The following is an 18,962-nucleotide window of genomic DNA, read 5'->3' on the forward strand; positions in this document are numbered from 1 at the left end:
ACCCGCGGAACGCGCCACCCGCACAGCTCCGGTACGGACTTTTGCTCCCGCCGCCCTCAGGAGGCCGAACGCTGGGTGACGACGATGCAGACGAGGACGGCGACGGCGGCGGCCGGAGCGGCCAGCGGCAACTGCTCGCCGAGCAGCAGCACCGACCAGACCAGCGTCAGCAGCGGCTGGGCGAGCTGGAGCTGACTGGCCTTGGCGACGCCGACGGCCGCCATGCCGCGGTACCAGACCACCAGGCCGAGGAACTGCGAGCCGAGAGCCAGCCACAGCAGGCCCGCCACCGCGTGCGCCGTCAGGTGCGGCGGTTCGGCGACCAGCGCCAGGGCGGCGCCGGGCACGGTGACCGGCAGGGCCGTCACCAGGGCCCAGCCGATCACCTGCCAGCCCGGCAGGTGACGGGCGAGCCGGCCGCCCTCGGTGTAGCCCGCCGCGCACACGAGGAGCGCCGCGAAGAGACAGAGGTCGCCGGTGCTCAGCGCGCCGCCGCTCTGCTGGACGGCGAAGCCGATGACGACGACCGCGCCGGCCAGCGCCGCGGCCCAGAAGGTGCGCGACGGGCGGGCGCCGGTCCGTACGGCCGAGAACGCGGCGGTGGTCAGCGGCAGCAGGCCGACGACGACCGCGGCGTGCGAGGTGGTGGAGGTCTCCAGCGCGAGGGTCGTCAGCAGCGGGAAACCGAGGACGACACCGGCTGCCACGACGGCCAGGCCCGCCCAGTGGCGGCGTTCCGGCAGCCGGACGCGGAGGACGACCATGCAGGTCCCGGCGACGGCGGCGGCGAGCACGCTGCGCAGGGTCACCACCGTCCAGGCGCCCATGCCCTCCAGGGCCCAGGCGGTGGCCGGGAAGGTCAGGGAGAAGGAGGCGACACCGAGGGCGGCGAGCAGGGTGCCGCGGGCGGCGGCGCGGGGGGCGGGGGCGTGCACGACGGGGGCTGGGCGGGGGGCCGTGCCGACCGGAGCGGTGGCTCCGGAGGCCGGACCGGCGGCCGGGTGGGCGGCTCCGGCGGCGGGGCGGGCTTCGGCGGGCCCGGCGCCCGGGGCGTTGACCGCTATCGTGCTGCCCGGAGTAGCGCTATCGTGATCTCTCATGCATGAGCGTAGCAGCGTCGCTGAACTGGCCGCCATCCTCCGCGACGGCCTCAACCGCTACTCTCCGGGTGAGAAGCTGCCATCGAGTCGCGCCCTGGTCGAACGGCACCGGGTCAGCCCGGTGACGGTCTCCCGCGCCCTGGCCGAGCTGGCGGCCGAGGGGCTGGTGACCACCCGCCCCGGCGCCGGAGCCTTCCGCGCCGAGGCCCGGCCGCAGGCGCGCGCCGTGGACACCTCCTGGCAGGAGATCGCGCTGAGCGCGGAGGCCGCCGACGACCACACGCCGCGCGGCGTGGACGCCTCCGGCGTGCTGGCCACCCTGGCCGCGCCCGCCCCTGGCGTCATCGAGCTGAACGGCGGCTATCTGCACCCCGGCCTCCAGCCGGAACGCGCGCTCGCCGCCGCGCTCGCACGGGCCGGACGCCGCCCCGGAGCCTGGGGCCGGCCGCCCATGGAAGGCGTCACCGAACTGCGGGCCTGGTTCGCGCGCGAGATCGGCGGCCCCGGCGGCACCCTCGCCGACTCCGACGTCCTGGTGACGGCGGGCGGACAGAGCGCGCTGACCGCGGCGCTGCGCGCGCTGGCCCCGCCCGGCGCGCCGGTGCTCGTCGAGTCACCGACGTACCCGGGCATGCTGGCCGCCGCCCGCGCGTCCGGGCTGCGGCCCGTGCCCGTACCGATGGACGCGGACGGGGTACGGACCGACCTGCTGGCCGAGGCGTTCCGCGCCAGCGGGGCCCGGCTCTTCGTCTGCCAGCCGCTGTTCCAGAACCCGACCGGGACCGTGCTGACCGCCGGGCGCCGGGCCGAGGTGCTGCGGATCGCCCGCGCGGCCGGCGCGTTCGTGGTCGAGGACGACTTCGCGCGCCGCCTCGTCCACGAGGACGCGCCGCCGCTGCCGCCCACGCTGATCGCCGACGACCCGGACGGCACGGTCGTCCACGTCTGCTCGCTGACCAAGGCCACCTCGCCGAGCCTGCGGGTGGGCGCGCTCGCCGCGCACGGGCCGGTCCTCGACCGGCTGCGCGCCATCCAGGTCGTGGACAGCTTCTTCGTCCCCAGGCCGCTCCAGGAAGCGGCCCTGGAACTGGTGGGCTCCCCGGCCTGGAACCGCCACCTGCGTGCCGTCTCCGGGCAGTTGGCAGTGCGGCGGGACGCGCTGGCCACCGCACTCCGGAGGCATTTCGGCGGTACGGAGCCGTCCGGGGCGGGCCCGGGCGTGCAGGTCGTCCCGCCCGGCGGTTACCACTTCTGGCTGCGCCTGCCCGACGGTACGGACGAGGCGGCCCTCGCCGGCGCGGCACTGCGCGCGGGTGTCGCGGTCGCGCCCGGCCGTCCGTACTTCGCCGCCGAGCCTCCCGCCCCGCACCTGCGCCTGACGTTCGCATCGGCCGCGGGTACGGCCGAACTGGCCGAGGGAGCGCGGCGGTTACGCACGGCGTACGACGAAGTGGCGGGGCAGGGATGAGCCGACGGGGGACGCCGGACGGGCGGGGCGAGGCGCGGGACCACGGACGGGGCGACGGGTAATACGTTCGACTCCGGACGGCTCCTCTGCGAGCCTCCGTCCATGAACGACAGCACCCCCGACGCTCCGGGCGAGCGCGCACCCGCGACCGTGTCCGACGGCATCCCGGCCGGTTACGAGGTCTCCACCGACGCGGACCGGCTGGACCTGGCCCTGATCCACCACTGGCTCTCCACCGACGCCTACTGGGCACTCGGGCGCCCGCGCGAGCGCCAGGACCGCGCGGTGGCGGGGTCGCTCAACTTCGGCCTCTACGAGACCGGGACGGCGGACGGCGCCGGTCCCGGCCGGGGACGGCAGGTCGGCTACGCCCGCGTCATCACCGACCGCACCACCTTCGCCTGGCTCTGCGACGTCTACATTGCCCCCGCCGCCCGCGGCAAGGGCCTCGGCACCGCCCTCGTCACCCACATCCGCGACCACCTGGCACCGTACGGCCTGAGCCGCATCCTGCTGGCGACCGGCGACGCCCACGACGTGTACGCGCGGGTGGGCTTCGAGCCGCTGTCCGAGCCCGGCAAGTGGATGGCGTTCGGCTTCCGGTAGCGGTGCCGGGCCCAGGCCCTCAGTGCCCCAGCACCTCCCGCAGTTCCGGCTGGAGCAGGTCGGCGTGGGCGCGTACGAGGTCGTCGCACAGGTCCCAGATGCGCTCGACGGGCAGTGCGGCCGCGGTGGCCGGGTCGGCCATCGCCGCGTGCCTGATGTGGCGCGGGTCGCCGTCCACCGCGGCCCGTACGACCAGTTCGTTGGCGCTGACGTAGGCCCGGTTCAGGGCCGCGCACTGCGGGGGCAGAGCGCCGACCCGGGTCGGCTGGACGCCCAGCGGGTCCACCAGGCACGGCACCTCCACCACGGCCTCGGCGGGCAGGTTGTCGATCAGGCCGTGGTTGGGGACGTTGCCGTAGACCGTGCGCGGGGTGCCGGAGACGATGCTGTGGATGATCTGCGGGGCGTACTCCATCGTGCCCTCCACCGGCAGCGGTGCTCCGGCGGCGAGCGCGTCCCGGGTCCGCTCGTACTCCGCGGTGTTCTCCTTGATGATGTCCAGGTACGTGCCGATCGGCAGCCGCAGCCGCTCCACCTCGCTGTCGTGGTGGAGGTACCAGGGCACGTACTCGGAGGAGTGCTCGCTGGTCTCGGTCGGGTAGTGGCCGAGCCGGCGGTACATGTCCACCCGTACCCGGCGCAGCAGTTGCGGATCCTTGGCGATCATGTCGTCGAGCAGCGGGTACAGGTTCTGCCCGTTGTGTTCAAAACGCAGCACCCACGCCTGGTGGTTGACGCCCGCGGCCAGGTAGGAGACCTCTTCGTACGGGACGCCCAGCAGTTCGGCGAGGTCGTGCACCGTCCAGTACACCGAGTGGCACAGGCCGACGACGCGGCGCAGCGGTGTGGCCTGCGCCAGGTACATCACGTTCATCGCCATCGGGTTGGTGTAGTTCAGCAGCCACGCGTCCGGGCAGAGTTCGGCGATGTCGTCGGCGAGGGCGCGCAGCACCGGGAAGGTGCGCAGCGCGCGGAAGATGCCGCCGACGCCGAGGGTGTCGCCGATGGTCTGGCGCAGCCCGTAGCGGGCGGGGATGCGGAAGTCGAGACGGGTGGCCTCGTTCATGCCGACCTGGACGGTGTTGATGACGAAGTCCGCGCCTTCGAGCGCCGCCCGGCGGTCGAGGTGGGCGGTGACGACCGGCTCGGCGCCGCGGGTGGCGGCGATGTGGCGGGCCGCGCCCTCGGCGGTGGCGAGGCGTTCCGGGTCGATGTCGTGCAGGGCGACGTGGACGCGCCGCAGTTCGGGGAAGGCGAGCAGGTCGGCGAGGAGTCCCTGGGTGAACACGACACTGCCGGCGCCGATGAAGGCGATCTTCACGGTGCCGGGGCCGGTGCGGCCGGTCGGGGTGGTGGGGCCGGTCGGGGCAGGGCTGGTCATGCGTGGCTCCCTGGTCGGATGGTGAGGGCGGTGGCACGGGCCTCGTCCCAGGTGGGCTGGGCCGCCGTACCGCCGTGGGCGCGGGTGGACAGGGCGCCGCAGGCCGCGGCGAAGGAGAGCGCCGCGGGCAGGTCCAGGCCGTGCAGGACCGCGGCGACGAAACCGGCGTCGAAGCTGTCCCCGGCGCCGACGCTGTCCACCGGGTCGGCGGGGACGGCAGCCGTACGGGTGAGCGTGACGCCGTCGTGGGCGAGCGCGCCGGACGCGCCGTCCTTGACGACGACGAGCGGGCCGAGGCGGGCGAGGGCGGCGGCAGCGGCGGCCGTGGCGGGCGGGCCGCATTCGGGTCCGTCGCCTTCCGATGAGCCGGGATCGGGGGATGCGGGGGATGCGGGGGATGCGGGGGCCAGCGTCGCGGCCAGTGCCCGCGCCTCCGCCGCGTTCGGCAGCAGGACGTCGGTGGACGTCAGTACGGGGCCGAGGAGTTCCGGGTCCCAGCGCTGCGCGGGGTCGTCGTTCGTGTCGAGCGAGGTGGCGGCGCCGTGCCCGCGGGCCCGCGCGAAGAGGTCGCCGAGCGCCCGGGCCAGGCGCGGCATCAGGAAGAACGATCCGGCGTGCACGTGCCGGCAGTCGGCCAGCAGCCGGTCCGGCACGTCCTGTGCCCCGGTGGCGGCCAGGCAGCCGGGGGCGGTGAGGATGGCGCGGTCGTCGCCCCGGGTGAGCACGGTGGTGAGCGGGGTGGGCAGCTCCGGGTCCGTGGCCAGCGCCGTGACGTCCACGCCGCGCTCGGCCAGCGCCGTACGCACGAAGGCGCCCGCGGCGTCGTCACCGACCCGCCCGGCGAACGCCACGCGCAGCCCCAGCCGCGCCGCTCCGCAGGCCGTGATCGCGGCCGAACCGCCCATCAGGAGGCGTCCCGAGGCGACGAGTCGCTCGCGCTGCCCGTATTCCAGGATGGGCGGGACCGGGCCGACCACCACGTCGGGGTTGGCGTCGCCGATCACGAGGAGGTCGAAGGAGCGGGGCACGGGTACCTCCGGGGCGGGGGCTCGACGAGGGGATCGGGGCTCGAAGACCGGCAGGGCTCGGTACGGGCGGGAGGGGGCGGGGCCGGGCTACCCCTTCAACCCGCTCGACGTCAGCGACTGGATGAAGGTCTTCTGCGCGAAGAGGAACGCCACCAGCACCGGCAGCACCGTGATCACATTGCCCGCCATGATCGCCGACCACCGGTTGTGGTGCTGCCCCTGGAAGGTGGTCAGCCCGAGCTGGAGCGTGTACTGGGTGTCGTGGTTGATCGCGATGAGCGGCCAGGTCAGGTCGTTCCAGGTGGTCAGGAAGGTCAGTACGGCGACGGTGGCCAGCGCCGGGCGGGCCAGCGGCAGGACGACGGAGTACAGCACCCGCAGCCGCGAGCACCCGTCGATCCAGGCGGCCTCCTCCAGCTCCCGGGGCAGCGCCAGGAAGAACTGCCGGAAGAGGAAGACCGCGAACGGCGTGACCAGGGACGGCACGATCAGCGCCCCCAGCGTGTCGATCAGCCCCAGGTTCTTCATCACCAGGAACGTCGGGATCATGGTGAGCTGGAACGGGATGACCATGGTCGCCAGCATCAGCCCCAGCAGCAGCCGCGACCCGGCGAACCGCATCCGGGCGAAGGCGTAGCCGCCCAGCGAACCGAGCACCAGGTTGGAAAGGACCGCGGTGACCGCGACGACCGAGGAGTTGGCGAACCACCGCGGGAACATCGCGTTGCCCAGCACGTAGTCGTACCCGCCCAGGTCGACGCCGGCCGGCCACAGCGAGGGCGGGAAACGGTTGATCTCCGCGTTGGTCATCACCGAACTGAGCACCAGCCACACCAGCGGCAGCGCGAACCCCAGCGACAGCGGCGCGAGCACCAGGTGCCAGGCGCTGAAGGGCAGGCGCCGGCGCCGGGCCGGGCGCCGCGGCGTGGCGCTCCCGCTCGTGCCTGCGCTCCCGTGCGGGCGCGCGGCACCGGGCGGCACGGCCGCGGGCGCGCTCAACGGACCGCTCCGTGCGGCGCGGCACCCGGCCGGCGCCGCCGGTACAGGCGCAGGGCGGTGCCCACGACGAGCAGGGCGACCGCGAGGACGTACGCGGCGGCGGCCCCGTATCCGGCGGTGAACATCTGGAACGCCTGCTCCCATACGAAGTAGACGATGACGGTGGTCGACCCGAGCGGGCCGCCCTTCGTCGTGACGTAGATCAGGTCGAACACCTGGAGCGCGGTGATCAGCTGCCACAGCAGCAGGAAGACGGTCACCGGCGTCAGCGAAGGCAGCTTGATGTGCCACAGCACCCGCAGCCGGCTCGCGCCGTCCAGCCGCGCCGACTCGATCAGTTCCGGCGGCACGTCCTGGAGCGCGGCCAGATAGACGACGACACAGAAGCCGATCCCGCTCCACAGCGAGATGAGCACCAGCAGGTACAGCGCCTGCCCCGGGTCGGAGAGGAAGCCCTGCGGGGACACGCCCAGGTGGTGCAGCAGGGAGTTGGCCACCCCGAACTGCGGGTCGAGGATGAAGAAGAACAGCACGCCCTGCGCCGCGGCCGAGATCACGAACGGAATGAAGATCAGCGTCCGGTAGAGGCCGATCAGCCGGATGCGGCGGTTGAGCGCCAGCGCGAGGGCCAGGCCGCCGACCAGGCTGAGCGGCACGTACAGGCCCGCGTAGACGAGGGTGTTCTCCACCGCCGTACGGAAGCCCGGGTCGCGCACCAGCGCGTGGTAGTTGTCCAGGCCCACCCAGCGCCCCGGCGTGACCAGGTCGTCCGCCCGGAAGGACAGCAGCAGCGACCAGACGACGGGGACGATGCTCAGCCCGAGAATGATCAGGACGGACGGGCTGATGAAGGCCCAGGCGGTGGCGTTCTCCCGGCGGGCACGGCCGGCGAGGGTGCGCGGGCGGCGGGGAGCGGGGGTGCCTGACGTCCGGTTCGTGGCCGTACGCGTGTCCCGTCGGCCGTCGTCGTACCGGTGCGGGTCCAGGGTGAGGGCGCGGGGTGTCGTACGGCGGGGCGCCGGACCGCGCGCCGGGGCACGGCTTTGGCTCTTCCCGTGGCCCGCGCGGGGCTCTGACGGCATGGCACCCTCTTCCGTCCGGCCGCGTCCGGCCGCCGCCTCGTGGGCGTCGTCCGGTCTCATCGCGGGATCAGCAGGGCCGCGTCGGCCTTCTCGGCGCAGGACCGCAGCGCCTCGGCAGGCGAGCTGCGGCCCAGCAGCACCGCCACGACCGCCTCGCCGACGGCCTGCGAGATCTGCGGGTACGCCGGGTGGACGGGCCGGACCCGCGCGGTGTTCAGCGCCGCGGTGAACACCGGCAGCCCGGTGGTCCGCGCCGAGTGCCGCCGCCATTCCGGACGCGCGGCCGTCGCCCTGCTCAGCGGCAGGCTGCCGCCGCCCAGCGCCCACCGCACGTCCTGCGCCGGATCGCCCAGCCAGCGCAGGAACTCGACGGCGGCCCGCGACCGTTCCGGCCCGTTGTCGAAGACGGTCCAGGTGTCCGGGCCGGCGATCGTGCAGGGCCGGCCGCTGTACGTCGGCAGCGGCACCACGTCGTAGTCGACCTCGCCGTCGACGATGTCCGGCAACTCCCACGGGCCGGTGGCCATCATTGCCATCCGCCCGCCGATGAAGACCTGGTGCATCTGCTCGGCGCCCGGCTTCGGGTCCACATAGACGCTCTTGTCGGCGGCGAGCCGCGCCAGGGTGTCCAGCGCCCGCTCCCCGACGTCCTTGAAGCCGATGCTGTGCCCGTCCGGGGCGATGACCTCGCCGCCGAGGTCCCACACCAGCGGCCACAGCCGCCACACGGTGTCCTCGTCGCCGGTACCGGGCCAGCTCGTACCGAAGGTGCCGCGGCGCGGGTCGGTCAGCAGGCGTGCCGTACGGACGAAGTCGTCCCACGTCCAGCCCGCCTTGGGGTAGGGCACCCCGGCCTGCCGGAACAGTTTCCTGTTGTAGACGTAGCACAGGGAGTCCAGTACGGCGGGCGCCGCCCGCACCTGGCCGTTGAGTTCGACGGCGTCGCGGACCGAGCCCCAGAAGTGCGGCCAGTGAGCGGTGCCGCGCAGCGAGCCGGTGAGGTCGACGACGCGGGGGCTGCGGGCCACCCGGGCCAGGTCGGCCCCGAAGATGTACGCGATGTCCGGGTACGAGCCCGCGGCCAGCGCCGCCGTCACCTTCTGGAGCATGGCGTCGGCCACCACCCCGCCGCCCCCGGCGTCGACCCGGATGCGCGACTGCCTGCGGTTGAAGTCGTCCACGAGCGCCTGAATGGCCTTGCGGCCGGTGTCGGCCTGACCGTGCCACATCTCGACGATGATCCTGCCGTCGGCGCCCACGCTCCTGGCCGCCGAGGGACTGCAGGCGCTGAGGAGCGCCCCGCCCGCGGCGCCGGCCGCCAGCGCGGCGCCGGTGTGCAGGAGGCGGCGGCGGGGTGGTCCGGCGGGTTGCTGCCGGGCCGGTCCGCCGGGCTGCGGTGTGCCGCCGTCGTACCGTAAGTCTGCCGAGTCCGTGTCTGCGCCGGTTGCGTCGCGCATCACCGGCCACCCCCTCGAAGAACCGGTCCAAGGTTCCGCAGAACCGATTGCGCCCGCCCTCGGGCCCCCGGACCGGACGGCCGGGAGCCCTCAAGAGCTAACCAGCAGGCAGCGATCAGTGCAATGGTGCTGCGGCGACGGGTGGGACGTGGCCGCCCCGCCCGCACAGCGGTGTTCAGCGCCGCCGCGTGCCCGGAGCCGACGGAGCAGCCGGGCCCGTGTGCGTAACCTCTGGGCCCGTGTACGTGAACCGGTCCGCGTCCACGGTGGCACTCGTACCGCCCGCCGTCGTCACGGTGACGTGCACGGTCCCCGACCCGGCGGGCGAGGTGCTGCTGCAGAAGGAGTCCCCGCAGGAGACGTGCGCGGCCGGTGCGTCCCCGAACGCGATCGTGCCGCCCGCCAGGTTCTTTCCGAGGACGGACACCGAAGTCCCGCCCTGCGACGGGCCGCTGATCCTGTTCAGGCCGGTCACCACCGGTGCGGCGGGCGGCGCGGGTGGCGGCCCGGTGTAGACGAAGCCGCCCGGCGCGCCCGCGGCTCCGCCCGGAGTGACGACGGTGACCGGAACGCTGCCGGAGCCGCCGGGCGTGGTGGCGGTGCACTGCGTGGCCGTGCAGTGCGACGCGGTGCCCTGGTCGGCGCCGAAGAGCACGAACCCGTCGTCCAGGCCGGTCCCGGTGACGGTGACGGCGGTGCCGCCGGCGCCCGGCCCGGTGGTCGTGCCGATCCCGGTCACCACCGGCTGCCGCGGCACATCGGCGGGCCGCTGAGGACCGTTGACCGTGTACGTGCTCACGTTGTCGGCGGCATCGACGTCGTCACGGTTGGCGACGGTGGCCCTGATCACCCCGGACGGCCGTTCCGCACCCGAGGACACCTGCACCTTCATGAAGTCGCCGCGGCCGGGCACGCGGGTGCCGCGGAAGGTCGCTTCCAGGTGCCGTCCGTCCGGCGACACGGTCTGGTCGAAGGTGTAGTCGTACGGCGTCGAGTACATCAGCGCGCCCCCGGTCGTCAGCCCGGGCGGCAGGTCGACGGTCAGGTGGGTGATGCCGGTGGTGTCGGCCGTACCGGCCGAGGTCCAGCTGACCGAGAAGTTGCCGTAACTGTTCGGCTGTGTCGGGTAGTTGCCAGCTTGTGAGACGGCTACGTCCGGGCCGACGGCCGGGGCGGACGCGGCGGCGAGGGAGGGGGCGGACGTGGCGGCGGCGGGGCCCGCCGCGAACAGGGCGGTCGGGGCGGCGGGGCCCGCCGCGAACAGGGCGGCCAGGGCGGTCAGGGCGGCCAGGGGGAGGGCGAGGGTCGACCAGGCCGCTGCCGCTGATCGAGTGGTCATGCTCCCCGAAATCGCCCGTACGACTGTTCCTGTTACGCCCCTTCCGCCGCCCCTGTGCCCGCATGGTCCGCATCCGGCCGTACGGTACGCCACCAGACGCGCAGCGGCCCGACCGCCCGGAACCCGTTGGCCACCGCTGCCTCCAGGTCGGCGCCGGACTCGTAGCCGACGACCGGCAGACCGGGCCACCGGGCGGTCACGGCGGAGACGCAGCCGGCCCAGGTGTCCTGAGGGCCGATGCCGGCGGTCGCGGCTTCGGGGGTGGTGAAGACGTTGGACAGGCCGACCAGTTCGCCGCCGCTGAGGGTGGCGACGGCTCCGGCCAGGATGTTTGTGCCGGTGCCAGTGCCGGTGTCAGTGCCTGTGCCGGTGCCTGTGCCAGTGTCGGTGTCGGCGGGCCGGGCGCGCAGGAAGTGGGTGGCGTCGTCCGCGAGCAACTCCGGCCGGAACGGGCCGCAATCGCCCGGTTCCGCTCCCCATGCGACAGCCCAGGCGGACAGGTCGGCGGGCTCGGTGAGCACGTCCCATTCCAGCGGATGGGCAAGGGACCCCAGGAACGCGGGGGCGGTGGTCGGTGCTGGGGCCGGACGATGGATCCACTGAGCCTCGAAAAGCACCTCGAAGCCCGCCGGAGCCAGGTCCAGACGCGCGAAACTGTCCTTGACCGAGCAGCCGGGGGAAGCCGTGTTGATACGGGCCAGCAGATCTGCGGCGGCATCGGCGGAAGTGCCGAGGCGGTCCGTCAGCGTCACGGCGTCCGGATAGAGCGGGGGAGTGCGGTGGGGACTTGCCCAGGCGCCGTCGCCGAAGTCGCCCCGTAGACCGTGAGCGCGGCAGACCGCGTCGCACCACTCGGCATTGTTACGAGCTGCCGCACGCACCCAGTCGGCGTGGTCGGCCCTCTCCGCCTTGGCTGCGGCGGCCCCCGGATCAGTCACGCGCTGATCATGACATACGCGCAACTGCCGCCCAACGTCTTTTCGTTGCGCTCCGGTTCGCGGCCTCCCGCTCCGTACCAGACCGGACCGTTAACCTGTCAGGCATGAAACAGGGGAACGGTGATGTCACCGCGCATGGCGGCCGGACCGACGGTACCGACGCCACCGACGGCAGCAACGACAGTGACGACAGTGACGGTTACGACGGCACCAACGGCACCAACGTCTATGACGGCTACGACGGCTACGAGGTCAGGCCCGGTGTCCCGACGGCCGACACGTACCGGCAACTGCGCCGGGCGACCGGCCTCGGCGCCAAGTCGGCCGAGGGCGCGGCGATCGGCCTCCCGAACACCTGGTACGGCGTCACCGTGCACGCGTCGCCGAGGCCCGCGGACGGCGGCGCGGCGGACGGCGCAGACCCCGTCGGCATGGGCCGGATCATCGGCGACGGTGGCTGCTTCTTCCAGATCGTCGACATCTGTGTGCTGCCCCAGCACCAGGGCCACGGCCTCGGCAAGCGCATCATGGCCGCCCTCACCGCCGAACTGGAGCGCCGCGCACCGGCAGGCGCCTACGTCTCCCTGATCGCCGACGGCGACGCCCGCCACCTCTACGCCAAGTTCGGCTTCATCGAGACCGCCCCCGCCTCGGTCGGCATGGCGTTCATGCCCCGCCCGGCCGACTGAGCACGGCCCTGCCGCGTCGGCGGCCGGCCAAGGCCACGGCTCCGACGGGGCAGCGGGCAGCCGGGGCTCAGGGCGCGAGGGACGGGTTCAGCAGATCCGGCAACTGACCGTGCAGCCCACACGACGCGACGAGGAAGCCGGCCGCTCCGGCCTGCCACGGCCGGCCCGCCACACGGCGAACCTGCACGCCGCCGTCCGGGTGCCGGACCTGGCCGCCCCGTACCGGCTGATCAGCGAGGACCTGACGGGCCTGGGTGAGGACCTGACGGTCCTGGGTATCGCCGGTGTCGAGGCCGTCATCGTTGCCCGCGCGGCTTAACGCCCCGGCGGATGAGCCGGAAGCCTCCCGAACGGCGCCCGAACGGTCTCGGCCGCAGGTCACTCGACGAAACCGGGGGCGCCGCTTACCATCGGCGGCGACGGCATCGCGTGTCGGTCACCGACCGGGTGAGGCATGGAGGTGTCCGTGAGTTTGCCTTACGGAGGCATTCCACAGTGTCAGTGCAGTTGAACCACATCATCATCCACTCCCGGGACAACCGGGAATCCGCCATCTTCCTGGCAGACATCCTCGGGCTCGACATCGGTACCGAGTGGGGCCCGTTCCTTCCGGTGGACACCGCGAACGGCGTCACTCTGGACTTCGCCACGATCCCGGCGGAATCGATCGTCATGCAGCACTACGCGTTCCTCATCAGCGAAGCCGAATTCGACACCGCCTTCGCACGAATCCAGCAGGCCGGCCTCACCTACTACGCCGACCCGCACGGGAAGCACCCGGGCGAGATCAACCACAACGACGGCGGCCGCGGGGTCTACTTCTTCGACCCGGCAGGCCACGCGATGGAACTCATCACCCGCCCATACGGAGGCGGCACCCCGGAGCAGGCATCGGCTGCCCTGAAAGAGACATCGGCTGCCCGGCAAGAAGCGTCGGATCGCCCGACAGAGGCGTCGGCCAGCGCGGTAGAAGTGCCGGACAGCGAGGGAGAGATGTCTGGCGGCGCGGTAGAGGCGTCTGGCGGCGCGGTAGCAGTGTCGGCCGGTTCAGTAGAGATGCCGGGCGGCGCGGCAGGAGTGCCGGGCGGCGTCGAAGCGACCTCGTCCGCCTGAACACTCCGGCTGCGGCCCCGCCGGGAGGGCAGTGATCCCGGCACCTGAGCCCGTGACGGGGGCGGGCGCCCGCAACAGCAACCCGCGGGCGCCCGCACGACGGCCCCTAAACACTCCCCGCACGACAGTCTCCCTCGACGTTCCCGCACACCAGCCTCGCGCCCGCCCCCGCTTCCTTTCCGATGCCGCGGGCATCCGCACGACAGTCACGTGCTCCTCTCCGCGCCGAGGGCATCCGCACGACGGGGCCGTGCCTTCGTTCCCCGAGCCGCGAGCATTTGCGCAACGGTTCCGCCCCCTCCCCCCCGCCCCACCCTCCCCATGCCGTGAGTGTCCAGCCCCGGGCACTCACACGCCTGCCCCGTGCCCCACGCCTGTCTCCGGCGCACAGCCACACGCCCGCTCGCACGCCCCACGCCCGCTTGGCCCCCGTGCCACACGCCTGCCCGGGGCCCGTGCCACACGCCAGCCTGGCCCCCTGCCACACGCCTGCCCGGCGCCCGTGCAACACACTTGCCTTCGGCGCCCATGCCCCACGCTGTCTCCGGCGCACGACCACACGCCCGCCCGCACGCCACACGCTCGCCTGATGCCCGTGCCACACGCCTGCCCGAGGCTCGTGCAACACGCTTGCCTTCGGCGCCCGTGCCACACGTCTGCCTCTGGCTCCTGCGTCACACACGCTTGCCTGGTGCCCGCCCTCCTGCCTGCCTGCCTGCCTACCTGCCTTGCGCCTGCGCCTGCCCCTGCCCGCGGGCACCTGCACGATGTCCTCGCGCCCTGCCCCCCCTGCCCCCCTGCCCTGTGATGGCCCGCGCAGAGCCCCGCGCAATGCCCCCGTCCCGTGGAGTTCCGTACGGAGGTCCGGTGTTCCGGCCTCGTTCCGTGAAGTTCCGTACGGAGATCCAGTGTTCCGGCCTCGCCCCGGAAAGTTCCGTACGGAGGGTTAGCGTTCCGACCTCGTCCGGTGAACATCCACACGACGGCTCTGTGCGCTGCCCCTCCGTCCCCCGTCCCTGTCTCCCGTGAGTGTCCGACACGGCGGTTGCGTGCGCCGTCCTTGCCTGACTGGCTGCCCCGTCGCCCGGTCAGGCTTCCTTGACCGTGATGGCTCCGTTCGCCGTGGTGAGGTCGAGCCGGTATGTGCCGGCCGGGTCGTTGGGCACATTCAGGCTCTTGTGGCCGTTGTCGGTCTCGGCGGCTATTCGGTAGCGGTTGTGTCGGCCGCCCGGCACGGTGAGGCTGATCGCGCCGTTCGACGTCTCGGCCAGGACGCTCTGCGGTATCTCCGTGACGAGATCGACGGCACCGTTGCTGGTCCGCGCCTGCACACCGTTCCCTCTCAAGCCGCGCCCGTGGATCCGTCCGTTGGAGGTACGGACGTCCACGGCGCCACTCACGCCGTTCAGGTTTACCGCGCCGGAACTGGTGGTCATTCGTACCGCACCGACCTCCGAGAGGTTCACCGCGCCGGATCCGGTTTCGCCCGTCACCGGGAGGCCTGCCGGTACGACGACTGTGTAGTGCACCGAGCAGTTGCTCCCGCAGCCGCCGAGCACCAGTACACCGTTTTCCACGTGGTGGCTCGCCTTCTCGGGCCGCTCGCCCCGATACCGCAGCTCGCGGTGGACCGACACCGTGTCGAGGGACTTCTTGCCGCGCAGGGTGAGCCCACCCGAACCACTGTCCAAGCGCACGGACTTGATGTTCGCGGAGAGCTTGGCATCGTCCTCGTACGTGGAGCGGTCCGTGAGCCCGCACGCGCCGAGCCCGCTCACAGCGACACCTGCCAGCGCGACGGCCGCGAGGACTCGAAGATGACGACGCACGGTTTTCCCCCTGATTCAGTACACGGTGCGGATCGCTGCGCCTCTCGGTGCAGCGATCTTCAGGTTAGAGCGCCGTCCACAGCCGCCACCATGAGGAAAACCCCCGCTTCCACATGCGGAACACCACAGTGCCGCCGACATGCTCTCCCGCCGACATGCCCTCCCGTCGGAGCCCTCCCGCCGTCAGCCGTCAGCGTCCGCACCGAGCGCCGTCAGGTCCAGCCCCCGCAGCCGTTCCGGATCCGCGAGGATGTCGATCGCGACGATCTTCCCGCCCACGACCGTCAGGCCCATCACCGATACCGGCGCCCCGTCCACGACCGTGACCACCCCCGCGGCCCCGTTCACCAGCGCGTACCGCGCACCGTGCGCGGACCGCCGGAAAGCGAGCGCCCGCCCGGCCACCTCGTGCGCACCGTGAACCGTCCTGGTCAGCCCCGGGAAGCCGGTGCCCGTGTCGGCACGGAGCACCACGTCCGGATCGAGCACCGCGAGCAACCTGTCGAAGTCACCGTCGCGCGCGGCGGCGAGGAAGGCATCGACCACCTCGCGCTGCCGGCCGAGATCCGTGTCGGGCACGGCGGCCGTGTTCCGCACCCGGCGGCGAGCCCGGCTGGCGAGCTGCCGGGCCGCGGCCGGAGTACGCCCGACGAGGGGGCCGATCTCGTCGAACGGCACCCCGAACATGTCGTGCAGAACGAACGCCAGACGTTCGGCGGGCACCAGCGTCTGGAGTACCACCAGCAGGGCGAGCCCGACCGCGTCGGCCAGCAGCGCCTGCTGCTCCGGATCGGCCCCGTCCGTACCGCTCCCGTCCCTTCCACCGCGGATGGCGCTGCTGATGACGGGGTCGGGGACGCGTACGTCGAAAGGTTCCTCGCCGCGTGCCGTACGCGTCCGTAGTAGGTCCAGGCACACCCGGCCGACGACCGTCGTCAGCCAGCCGCCGAGGTTGGCCACGCCGCTGACGTCGGAGCGGCTGAGCCGCAGCCAGGCTTCTTGCACGGCGTCGTCCGCCTCGCTCAGCGAACCGAGCATCCGGTATGCCACCGCCCGCAGATGCGCCCGGTGTTCCTCGAAGCGCTCCGCCAGGAAATCTTTCTCGTCCACCGGTCACATTCTCCCGTCGTGTTCCGTCAGAACGATGACGAAACGTTTCCCCTCGATGTGACGGATCGGCCCGTAGGACCGGTGCGCCGGACCGGCACAGGAGCGGGGCACGAGCGGCAGGACAGGAGCCACGATCATGCAGAGCACGGAGAGCACGGAGAGCACGGAGAGCACGGAGGGCACGGAGAGCGCGCAGGGCGCGCAGGGTGGAGCGGAAGCCGCCGCCGTACGGGCACGGATTTCGAACCCGGCCGTGCTGCTGCCCGGCGTCACGGAACACGTCCTCGCCGTTCTCAAGGCGGTCAAGAAGGCCGGCGTCCCGCAGGCCACGCTCGACCTGGTCCACCTGCGGGCGAGCCAGATCAACGGGTGCAGCTTCTGCGTGCACGGCGGCACACAGCAGGCCCGGAAGGCCGGTGAGCGTGACGAGCGGCTGCACACCGTGGCGGCTTGGGCCGACGTCCCCTTCTTCACCCCGGCCGAGCGCGCCGCGCTGGCGCTCACCGAGGCCGCCACCCGGCTCGGCGACCGTACCGACCCGGTGCCGGACGCGGTCTGGGACGAGGCCGCGGCGCACTACGACGAGCGGCAGCTCTCCGCTCTGGTACTCATGATCGGTATGACGAACTTCTTCAACAGGGTCAATGTCACGACCCGGCAGGTCGCGGGCCAGAGTTGGTAAGAGCGCCCGACCCGACGGCCCGGCCCGGCGCCCGACTGGGCGAGACCGCCGACCGGGCCGACCGGCCGAGACCGCCGACCGGCCGAGACCGCCGACCGGGCCGACCGGCCGACTCCACCGACCGGCCGACTCCACCGACCGGCCGACCCCACCGACCGACCCCACCGACCGACCCCACCGGCCGACCCCACCGGCCGACCCCGCCGACCAGATCAGCCGAAGCGGACGTGCTTGACACTCGTCCACGTACGGCGCAGCCGCCCACGGAGCGCGCTGTCGGTGTCGGGGGCCAGCTCCAGCCCGGCCGAGGCGGCGATGTGACCGGCGACCTGTGCGACCGTACGCCGGTCGGTCCACACGTGCTCACGGAACTCCGGCCTCCGCAGCCGCTCCAGACAGTGGTCCAGCTTCGCCACGGCGAAGCTCTCCCGCCGCAACGGGGTGTCCTTCCCGGCGACGAACCCCACGACATGCCCGAAGCCGCGCTCACGCAGCCGCCGCAGCACCGTCCGCCGGTCCGCGAGCAGCGCGAAGTGCCGGACGTCGTGGCCGCGGTCCCGCAGCCGGCCGACGATCTCGTCGAAGTAGGCCGTCTCCACGAGCGTCATCGGGGCGATCACCGTGCCCGGGTGCCTGGTCAGGGCCAGGTCCAGCACCTCGTGGACACCCTGCCGCCAGGCCGGGAGGTCCTGGAAGTCGCCGCGCAGGGCCGGCGGAGTCATCCGGTGCAGGCCGAAGCCGACGTGCTCGGGGTCGCAGATGACGCTGCCGGGGAGCCGGCGCTGGATCTCGTGCGCGGTCTGCGTCTTGCCGCCGCCGAAAGGGCCGTTGATCCACAGGAGCATGGGCGGCACTCTACGAGTACGGGCTCCCGCGGGGCGAGGACCTGCATGCCGCCCCTCAAGGCGCCGCCGTGAACACCAGACACGCGTTGTGACCGCCGAAGCCGAAGGAGTTGGTGAGGGCGGAGGACAGGGCACCCTTCCGCGGCTCGCCCATGACGACGTCGAGGCCGACCTCCGGGTCGAGGGTGTCGACGTTCTGCGTCGCGGGGACGACACCGTCGCGTACGGCGAGGATCGCGGCGAGGGCGCCCGCTGCTCCGGCCGCGCCGAAGAGGTGGCCGGTCATCGACTTGGTCGCGGTGACGGACGGGTGGGTGCCGACGGCCTCCGTGATCGACCGGGCCTCCGCGAGGTCGCCCAGGGGAGTGGATGTCGCATGGGCATGCACATGCTCGATGTCGCGCGGTGCCAGCCCGGCGGCGGACAGGGCCAGCCGCATCGCGCGGACCTGCCCCTCGGGGTGCGCGGCCGTGATGTGGTGGGCGTCCGAGGTGACGCCCGCGCCCGCGAGGGTGGCGTGCGCGCGGGCCGCGCGGGCGGCGGCGAATCCGGCACGTTCCAGAACGACCACGGCCGAACCTTCGCCGATCACGAAACCGTCCCGGTCGACGTCGAACGGGCGCGATGCCAGCTCCGGCTCGTCGTTGCGCGTCGAATGCGCCTTGGCCTGGGCGAAGCCGGCCAGCGGCAGCGGGTGGACACACGCCTCGGCGCCGCCCGCCACCACCACGTCGGCCCGGCCGAGGCGGATCAGGTCCAGGCCCATGGCGATGGCCTCGGCCCCGGAGGCGCAGGCGCTGACCGGCGTGTGGGCGCCGCCGCGCGCCCCCAGTTCGATGCTGACCCAGGCGGCGGGGCCGTTCGCCATCAGCATCGGGACGGTGTGCGGGGACACCTTCCGTACGCCGGACGTTTCGAGTACGTCGTCCTGGCCGAGCATGGTGAGGGCGCCGCCCGTACCCGTACCGATCACCACGGCCAGCCGCTCCGGATCGACGGCCGGCGCCCCCGCGTCGGCCCACGCCTCCCGGGCCGCCACGAGCGCGACCTGTTCGCACCGGTCCATGCGCCGGGCCTGCACCCGGTCCAGGACCGTACCGGGCTCGACCGCGAGCCGGCCCGCGATCCGTACGGGCAGTCCGGCCGCCCACTCCTCCTCGATGGCGCTGATGCCGGACCGCCCGGCCAGCATGGCCTCCCAGGTCGAGGCGGCGTCCCCGCCCAGCGGCGTCGTGGCTCCGAGCCCGGTGACCACCACATCCTCGGTGGCCGCACCCATGAGATGAATCCCCTGTG

17 protein-coding genes and 1 pseudogene are annotated in these 18,962 nt (G+C 73.0%); 6 read left to right on the forward strand and 12 right to left on the reverse strand.

Features of this window, described 5'->3' with window-relative positions:
* Positions 1-56: 56 nt before the first annotated feature.
* Positions 57-1,100, reverse strand: coding sequence for a DMT family transporter (locus tag OEIGOIKO_RS34280; RefSeq protein ID WP_125057292.1), 1,044 nt, complete (start codon positions 1,098-1,100; stop codon positions 57-59).
* Here OEIGOIKO_RS34280 and OEIGOIKO_RS34285 point away from each other — a divergent pair.
* Together OEIGOIKO_RS34285 and OEIGOIKO_RS34290 are read left to right on the forward strand one after the other, a co-directional pair.
* Positions 1,099-2,568, forward strand: a complete 1,470-nt coding sequence (locus OEIGOIKO_RS34285; RefSeq protein WP_125057293.1) for an aminotransferase-like domain-containing protein — start codon at positions 1,099-1,101, stop codon at positions 2,566-2,568. The two genes, OEIGOIKO_RS34280 and OEIGOIKO_RS34285, sit on opposite strands and share 2 nt — an antisense overlap.
* A 102-nt stretch (positions 2,569-2,670) precedes the next feature.
* Positions 2,671-3,174 carry a GNAT family N-acetyltransferase gene (locus OEIGOIKO_RS34290; protein WP_125057294.1) on the forward strand — a complete coding sequence of 168 codons (504 nt, stop codon included), beginning with the start codon at positions 2,671-2,673 and terminating at the stop codon, positions 3,172-3,174.
* Between the two features lie 19 nt (positions 3,175-3,193).
* On the opposite strand, the gene melA is transcribed toward OEIGOIKO_RS34290, so the two are convergent.
* From melA to OEIGOIKO_RS34325, 7 genes are all read right to left on the reverse strand, one after another.
* The gene (gene melA / locus OEIGOIKO_RS34295; RefSeq protein WP_246177718.1) at positions 3,194-4,555 is read right to left on the reverse strand and encodes an alpha-glucosidase/alpha-galactosidase; all 1,362 of its coding nucleotides are present in this window, start codon (positions 4,553-4,555) and stop codon (positions 3,194-3,196) included.
* A complete protein-coding gene (locus OEIGOIKO_RS34300) occupies positions 4,552-5,583 on the reverse strand; it encodes a carbohydrate kinase family protein (protein WP_125057295.1) in 1,032 nt (343 codons plus the stop codon). The genes melA and OEIGOIKO_RS34300 overlap by 4 nt, the downstream gene beginning before the upstream one ends.
* Positions 5,584-5,670: 87 nt before the next feature.
* Positions 5,671-6,564: a carbohydrate ABC transporter permease gene (locus OEIGOIKO_RS34305; RefSeq protein WP_371859035.1), complete on the reverse strand. Its 894-nt coding sequence runs from the start codon at positions 6,562-6,564 to the stop codon at positions 5,671-5,673.
* A 14-nt stretch (positions 6,565-6,578) separates the two neighbouring features.
* Complete coding sequence (locus tag OEIGOIKO_RS34310; RefSeq protein ID WP_246177719.1) at positions 6,579-7,664, reverse strand: carbohydrate ABC transporter permease; 1,086 nt, start codon at positions 7,662-7,664, stop codon at positions 6,579-6,581.
* A 56-nt stretch (positions 7,665-7,720) separates the two neighbouring features.
* Positions 7,721-9,121 (reverse strand): ABC transporter substrate-binding protein, encoded by a 1,401-nt coding sequence (locus OEIGOIKO_RS34315; RefSeq protein WP_125057296.1) that lies wholly within the window; start codon positions 9,119-9,121, stop codon positions 7,721-7,723.
* A gap of 175 nt (positions 9,122-9,296) precedes the next feature.
* Complete coding sequence (locus tag OEIGOIKO_RS34320) at positions 9,297-10,460, reverse strand: IPT/TIG domain-containing protein (RefSeq protein WP_125057297.1); 1,164 nt, start codon at positions 10,458-10,460, stop codon at positions 9,297-9,299.
* 32 nt (positions 10,461-10,492) lie between these two features.
* Positions 10,493-11,398 (reverse strand): hypothetical protein, encoded by a 906-nt coding sequence (locus OEIGOIKO_RS34325; protein ID WP_246177720.1) that lies wholly within the window; start codon positions 11,396-11,398, stop codon positions 10,493-10,495.
* A gap of 290 nt (positions 11,399-11,688) precedes the next feature.
* Here OEIGOIKO_RS34325 and OEIGOIKO_RS34330 point away from each other — a divergent pair, with 290 nt between their 5' ends.
* The 3 genes and pseudogenes from OEIGOIKO_RS34330 to OEIGOIKO_RS34340 form a co-directional block, all read left to right on the forward strand.
* Positions 11,689-12,087 (forward strand): GNAT family N-acetyltransferase, encoded by a 399-nt coding sequence (locus tag OEIGOIKO_RS34330; protein WP_246178205.1) that lies wholly within the window; start codon positions 11,689-11,691, stop codon positions 12,085-12,087.
* Between the two features lie 109 nt (positions 12,088-12,196).
* Complete coding sequence (locus OEIGOIKO_RS34335) at positions 12,197-12,406, forward strand: hypothetical protein (protein ID WP_125057299.1); 210 nt, start codon at positions 12,197-12,199, stop codon at positions 12,404-12,406.
* A 176-nt stretch (positions 12,407-12,582) separates the two neighbouring features.
* Positions 12,583-12,960 (forward strand): annotated as a pseudogene (locus OEIGOIKO_RS34340) (VOC family protein); the annotation flags it as partial.
* Positions 12,961-14,288: 1,328 nt separating this feature from the next.
* Here OEIGOIKO_RS34340 and OEIGOIKO_RS34345 read toward each other — a convergent pair.
* Both OEIGOIKO_RS34345 and OEIGOIKO_RS34350 read right to left on the reverse strand, forming a co-directional pair.
* On the reverse strand, positions 14,289-14,978 hold the full coding sequence (locus OEIGOIKO_RS34345) for a DUF4097 family beta strand repeat-containing protein (RefSeq protein WP_246177721.1): 690 nt from the start codon (positions 14,976-14,978) through the stop codon (positions 14,289-14,291).
* A gap of 234 nt (positions 14,979-15,212) precedes the next feature.
* The gene (locus tag OEIGOIKO_RS34350) at positions 15,213-16,139 is read right to left on the reverse strand and encodes a sigma-70 family RNA polymerase sigma factor (protein WP_125057301.1); all 927 of its coding nucleotides are present in this window, start codon (positions 16,137-16,139) and stop codon (positions 15,213-15,215) included.
* Positions 16,140-16,377: 238 nt separating this feature from the next.
* Here OEIGOIKO_RS34350 and OEIGOIKO_RS34355 point away from each other — a divergent pair, with 238 nt between their 5' ends.
* On the forward strand, positions 16,378-16,821 hold the full coding sequence (locus OEIGOIKO_RS34355) for a carboxymuconolactone decarboxylase family protein (protein WP_246178207.1): 444 nt from the start codon (positions 16,378-16,380) through the stop codon (positions 16,819-16,821).
* Between the two features lie 212 nt (positions 16,822-17,033).
* On the opposite strand, the gene OEIGOIKO_RS34365 is transcribed toward OEIGOIKO_RS34355, so the two are convergent.
* Together OEIGOIKO_RS34365 and OEIGOIKO_RS34370 are read right to left on the reverse strand one after the other, a co-directional pair.
* Positions 17,034-17,666, reverse strand: a complete 633-nt coding sequence (locus tag OEIGOIKO_RS34365) for an AAA family ATPase (protein WP_125057304.1) — start codon at positions 17,664-17,666, stop codon at positions 17,034-17,036.
* A 55-nt stretch (positions 17,667-17,721) separates the two neighbouring features.
* A complete protein-coding gene (locus OEIGOIKO_RS34370) occupies positions 17,722-18,945 on the reverse strand; it encodes a beta-ketoacyl-[acyl-carrier-protein] synthase family protein (protein ID WP_125059336.1) in 1,224 nt (407 codons plus the stop codon).
* Positions 18,946-18,962 lie beyond the last annotated feature (17 nt).

It is taken from the genome of Streptomyces paromomycinus (assembly GCF_003865155.1).
Taxonomy (GTDB): Bacteria; Actinomycetota; Actinomycetes; order Streptomycetales; family Streptomycetaceae; genus Streptomyces; species Streptomyces chrestomyceticus.

What these genes read in the sequence shown, in the direction of transcription:
- melA (WP_246177718.1), bottom strand. Translation starts at nt 4,555, where the DNA reads ATGACCAGCCCTGCCCCGACCGGCCCCACCACCCCGACCGGCCGCACC.
- OEIGOIKO_RS34290 (WP_125057294.1), top strand. Translation starts at nt 2,671, where the DNA reads ATGAACGACAGCACCCCCGACGCTCCGGGCGAGCGCGCACCCGCGACC.
- OEIGOIKO_RS34315 (WP_125057296.1), bottom strand. Translation starts at nt 9,121, where the DNA reads ATGCGCGACGCAACCGGCGCAGACACGGACTCGGCAGACTTACGGTAC.
- OEIGOIKO_RS34370 (WP_125059336.1), bottom strand. Translation starts at nt 18,945, where the DNA reads ATGGGTGCGGCCACCGAGGATGTGGTGGTCACCGGGCTCGGAGCCACG.
- OEIGOIKO_RS34320 (WP_125057297.1), bottom strand. Translation starts at nt 10,460, where the DNA reads ATGACCACTCGATCAGCGGCAGCGGCCTGGTCGACCCTCGCCCTCCCC.
- OEIGOIKO_RS34365 (WP_125057304.1), bottom strand. Translation starts at nt 17,666, where the DNA reads ATGCTCCTGTGGATCAACGGCCCTTTCGGCGGCGGCAAGACGCAGACC.
- OEIGOIKO_RS34310 (WP_246177719.1), bottom strand. Translation starts at nt 7,664, where the DNA reads ATGCCGTCAGAGCCCCGCGCGGGCCACGGGAAGAGCCAAAGCCGTGCC.
- OEIGOIKO_RS34285 (WP_125057293.1), top strand. Translation starts at nt 1,099, where the DNA reads ATGCATGAGCGTAGCAGCGTCGCTGAACTGGCCGCCATCCTCCGCGAC.
- OEIGOIKO_RS34280 (WP_125057292.1), bottom strand. Translation starts at nt 1,100, where the DNA reads ATGAGAGATCACGATAGCGCTACTCCGGGCAGCACGATAGCGGTCAAC.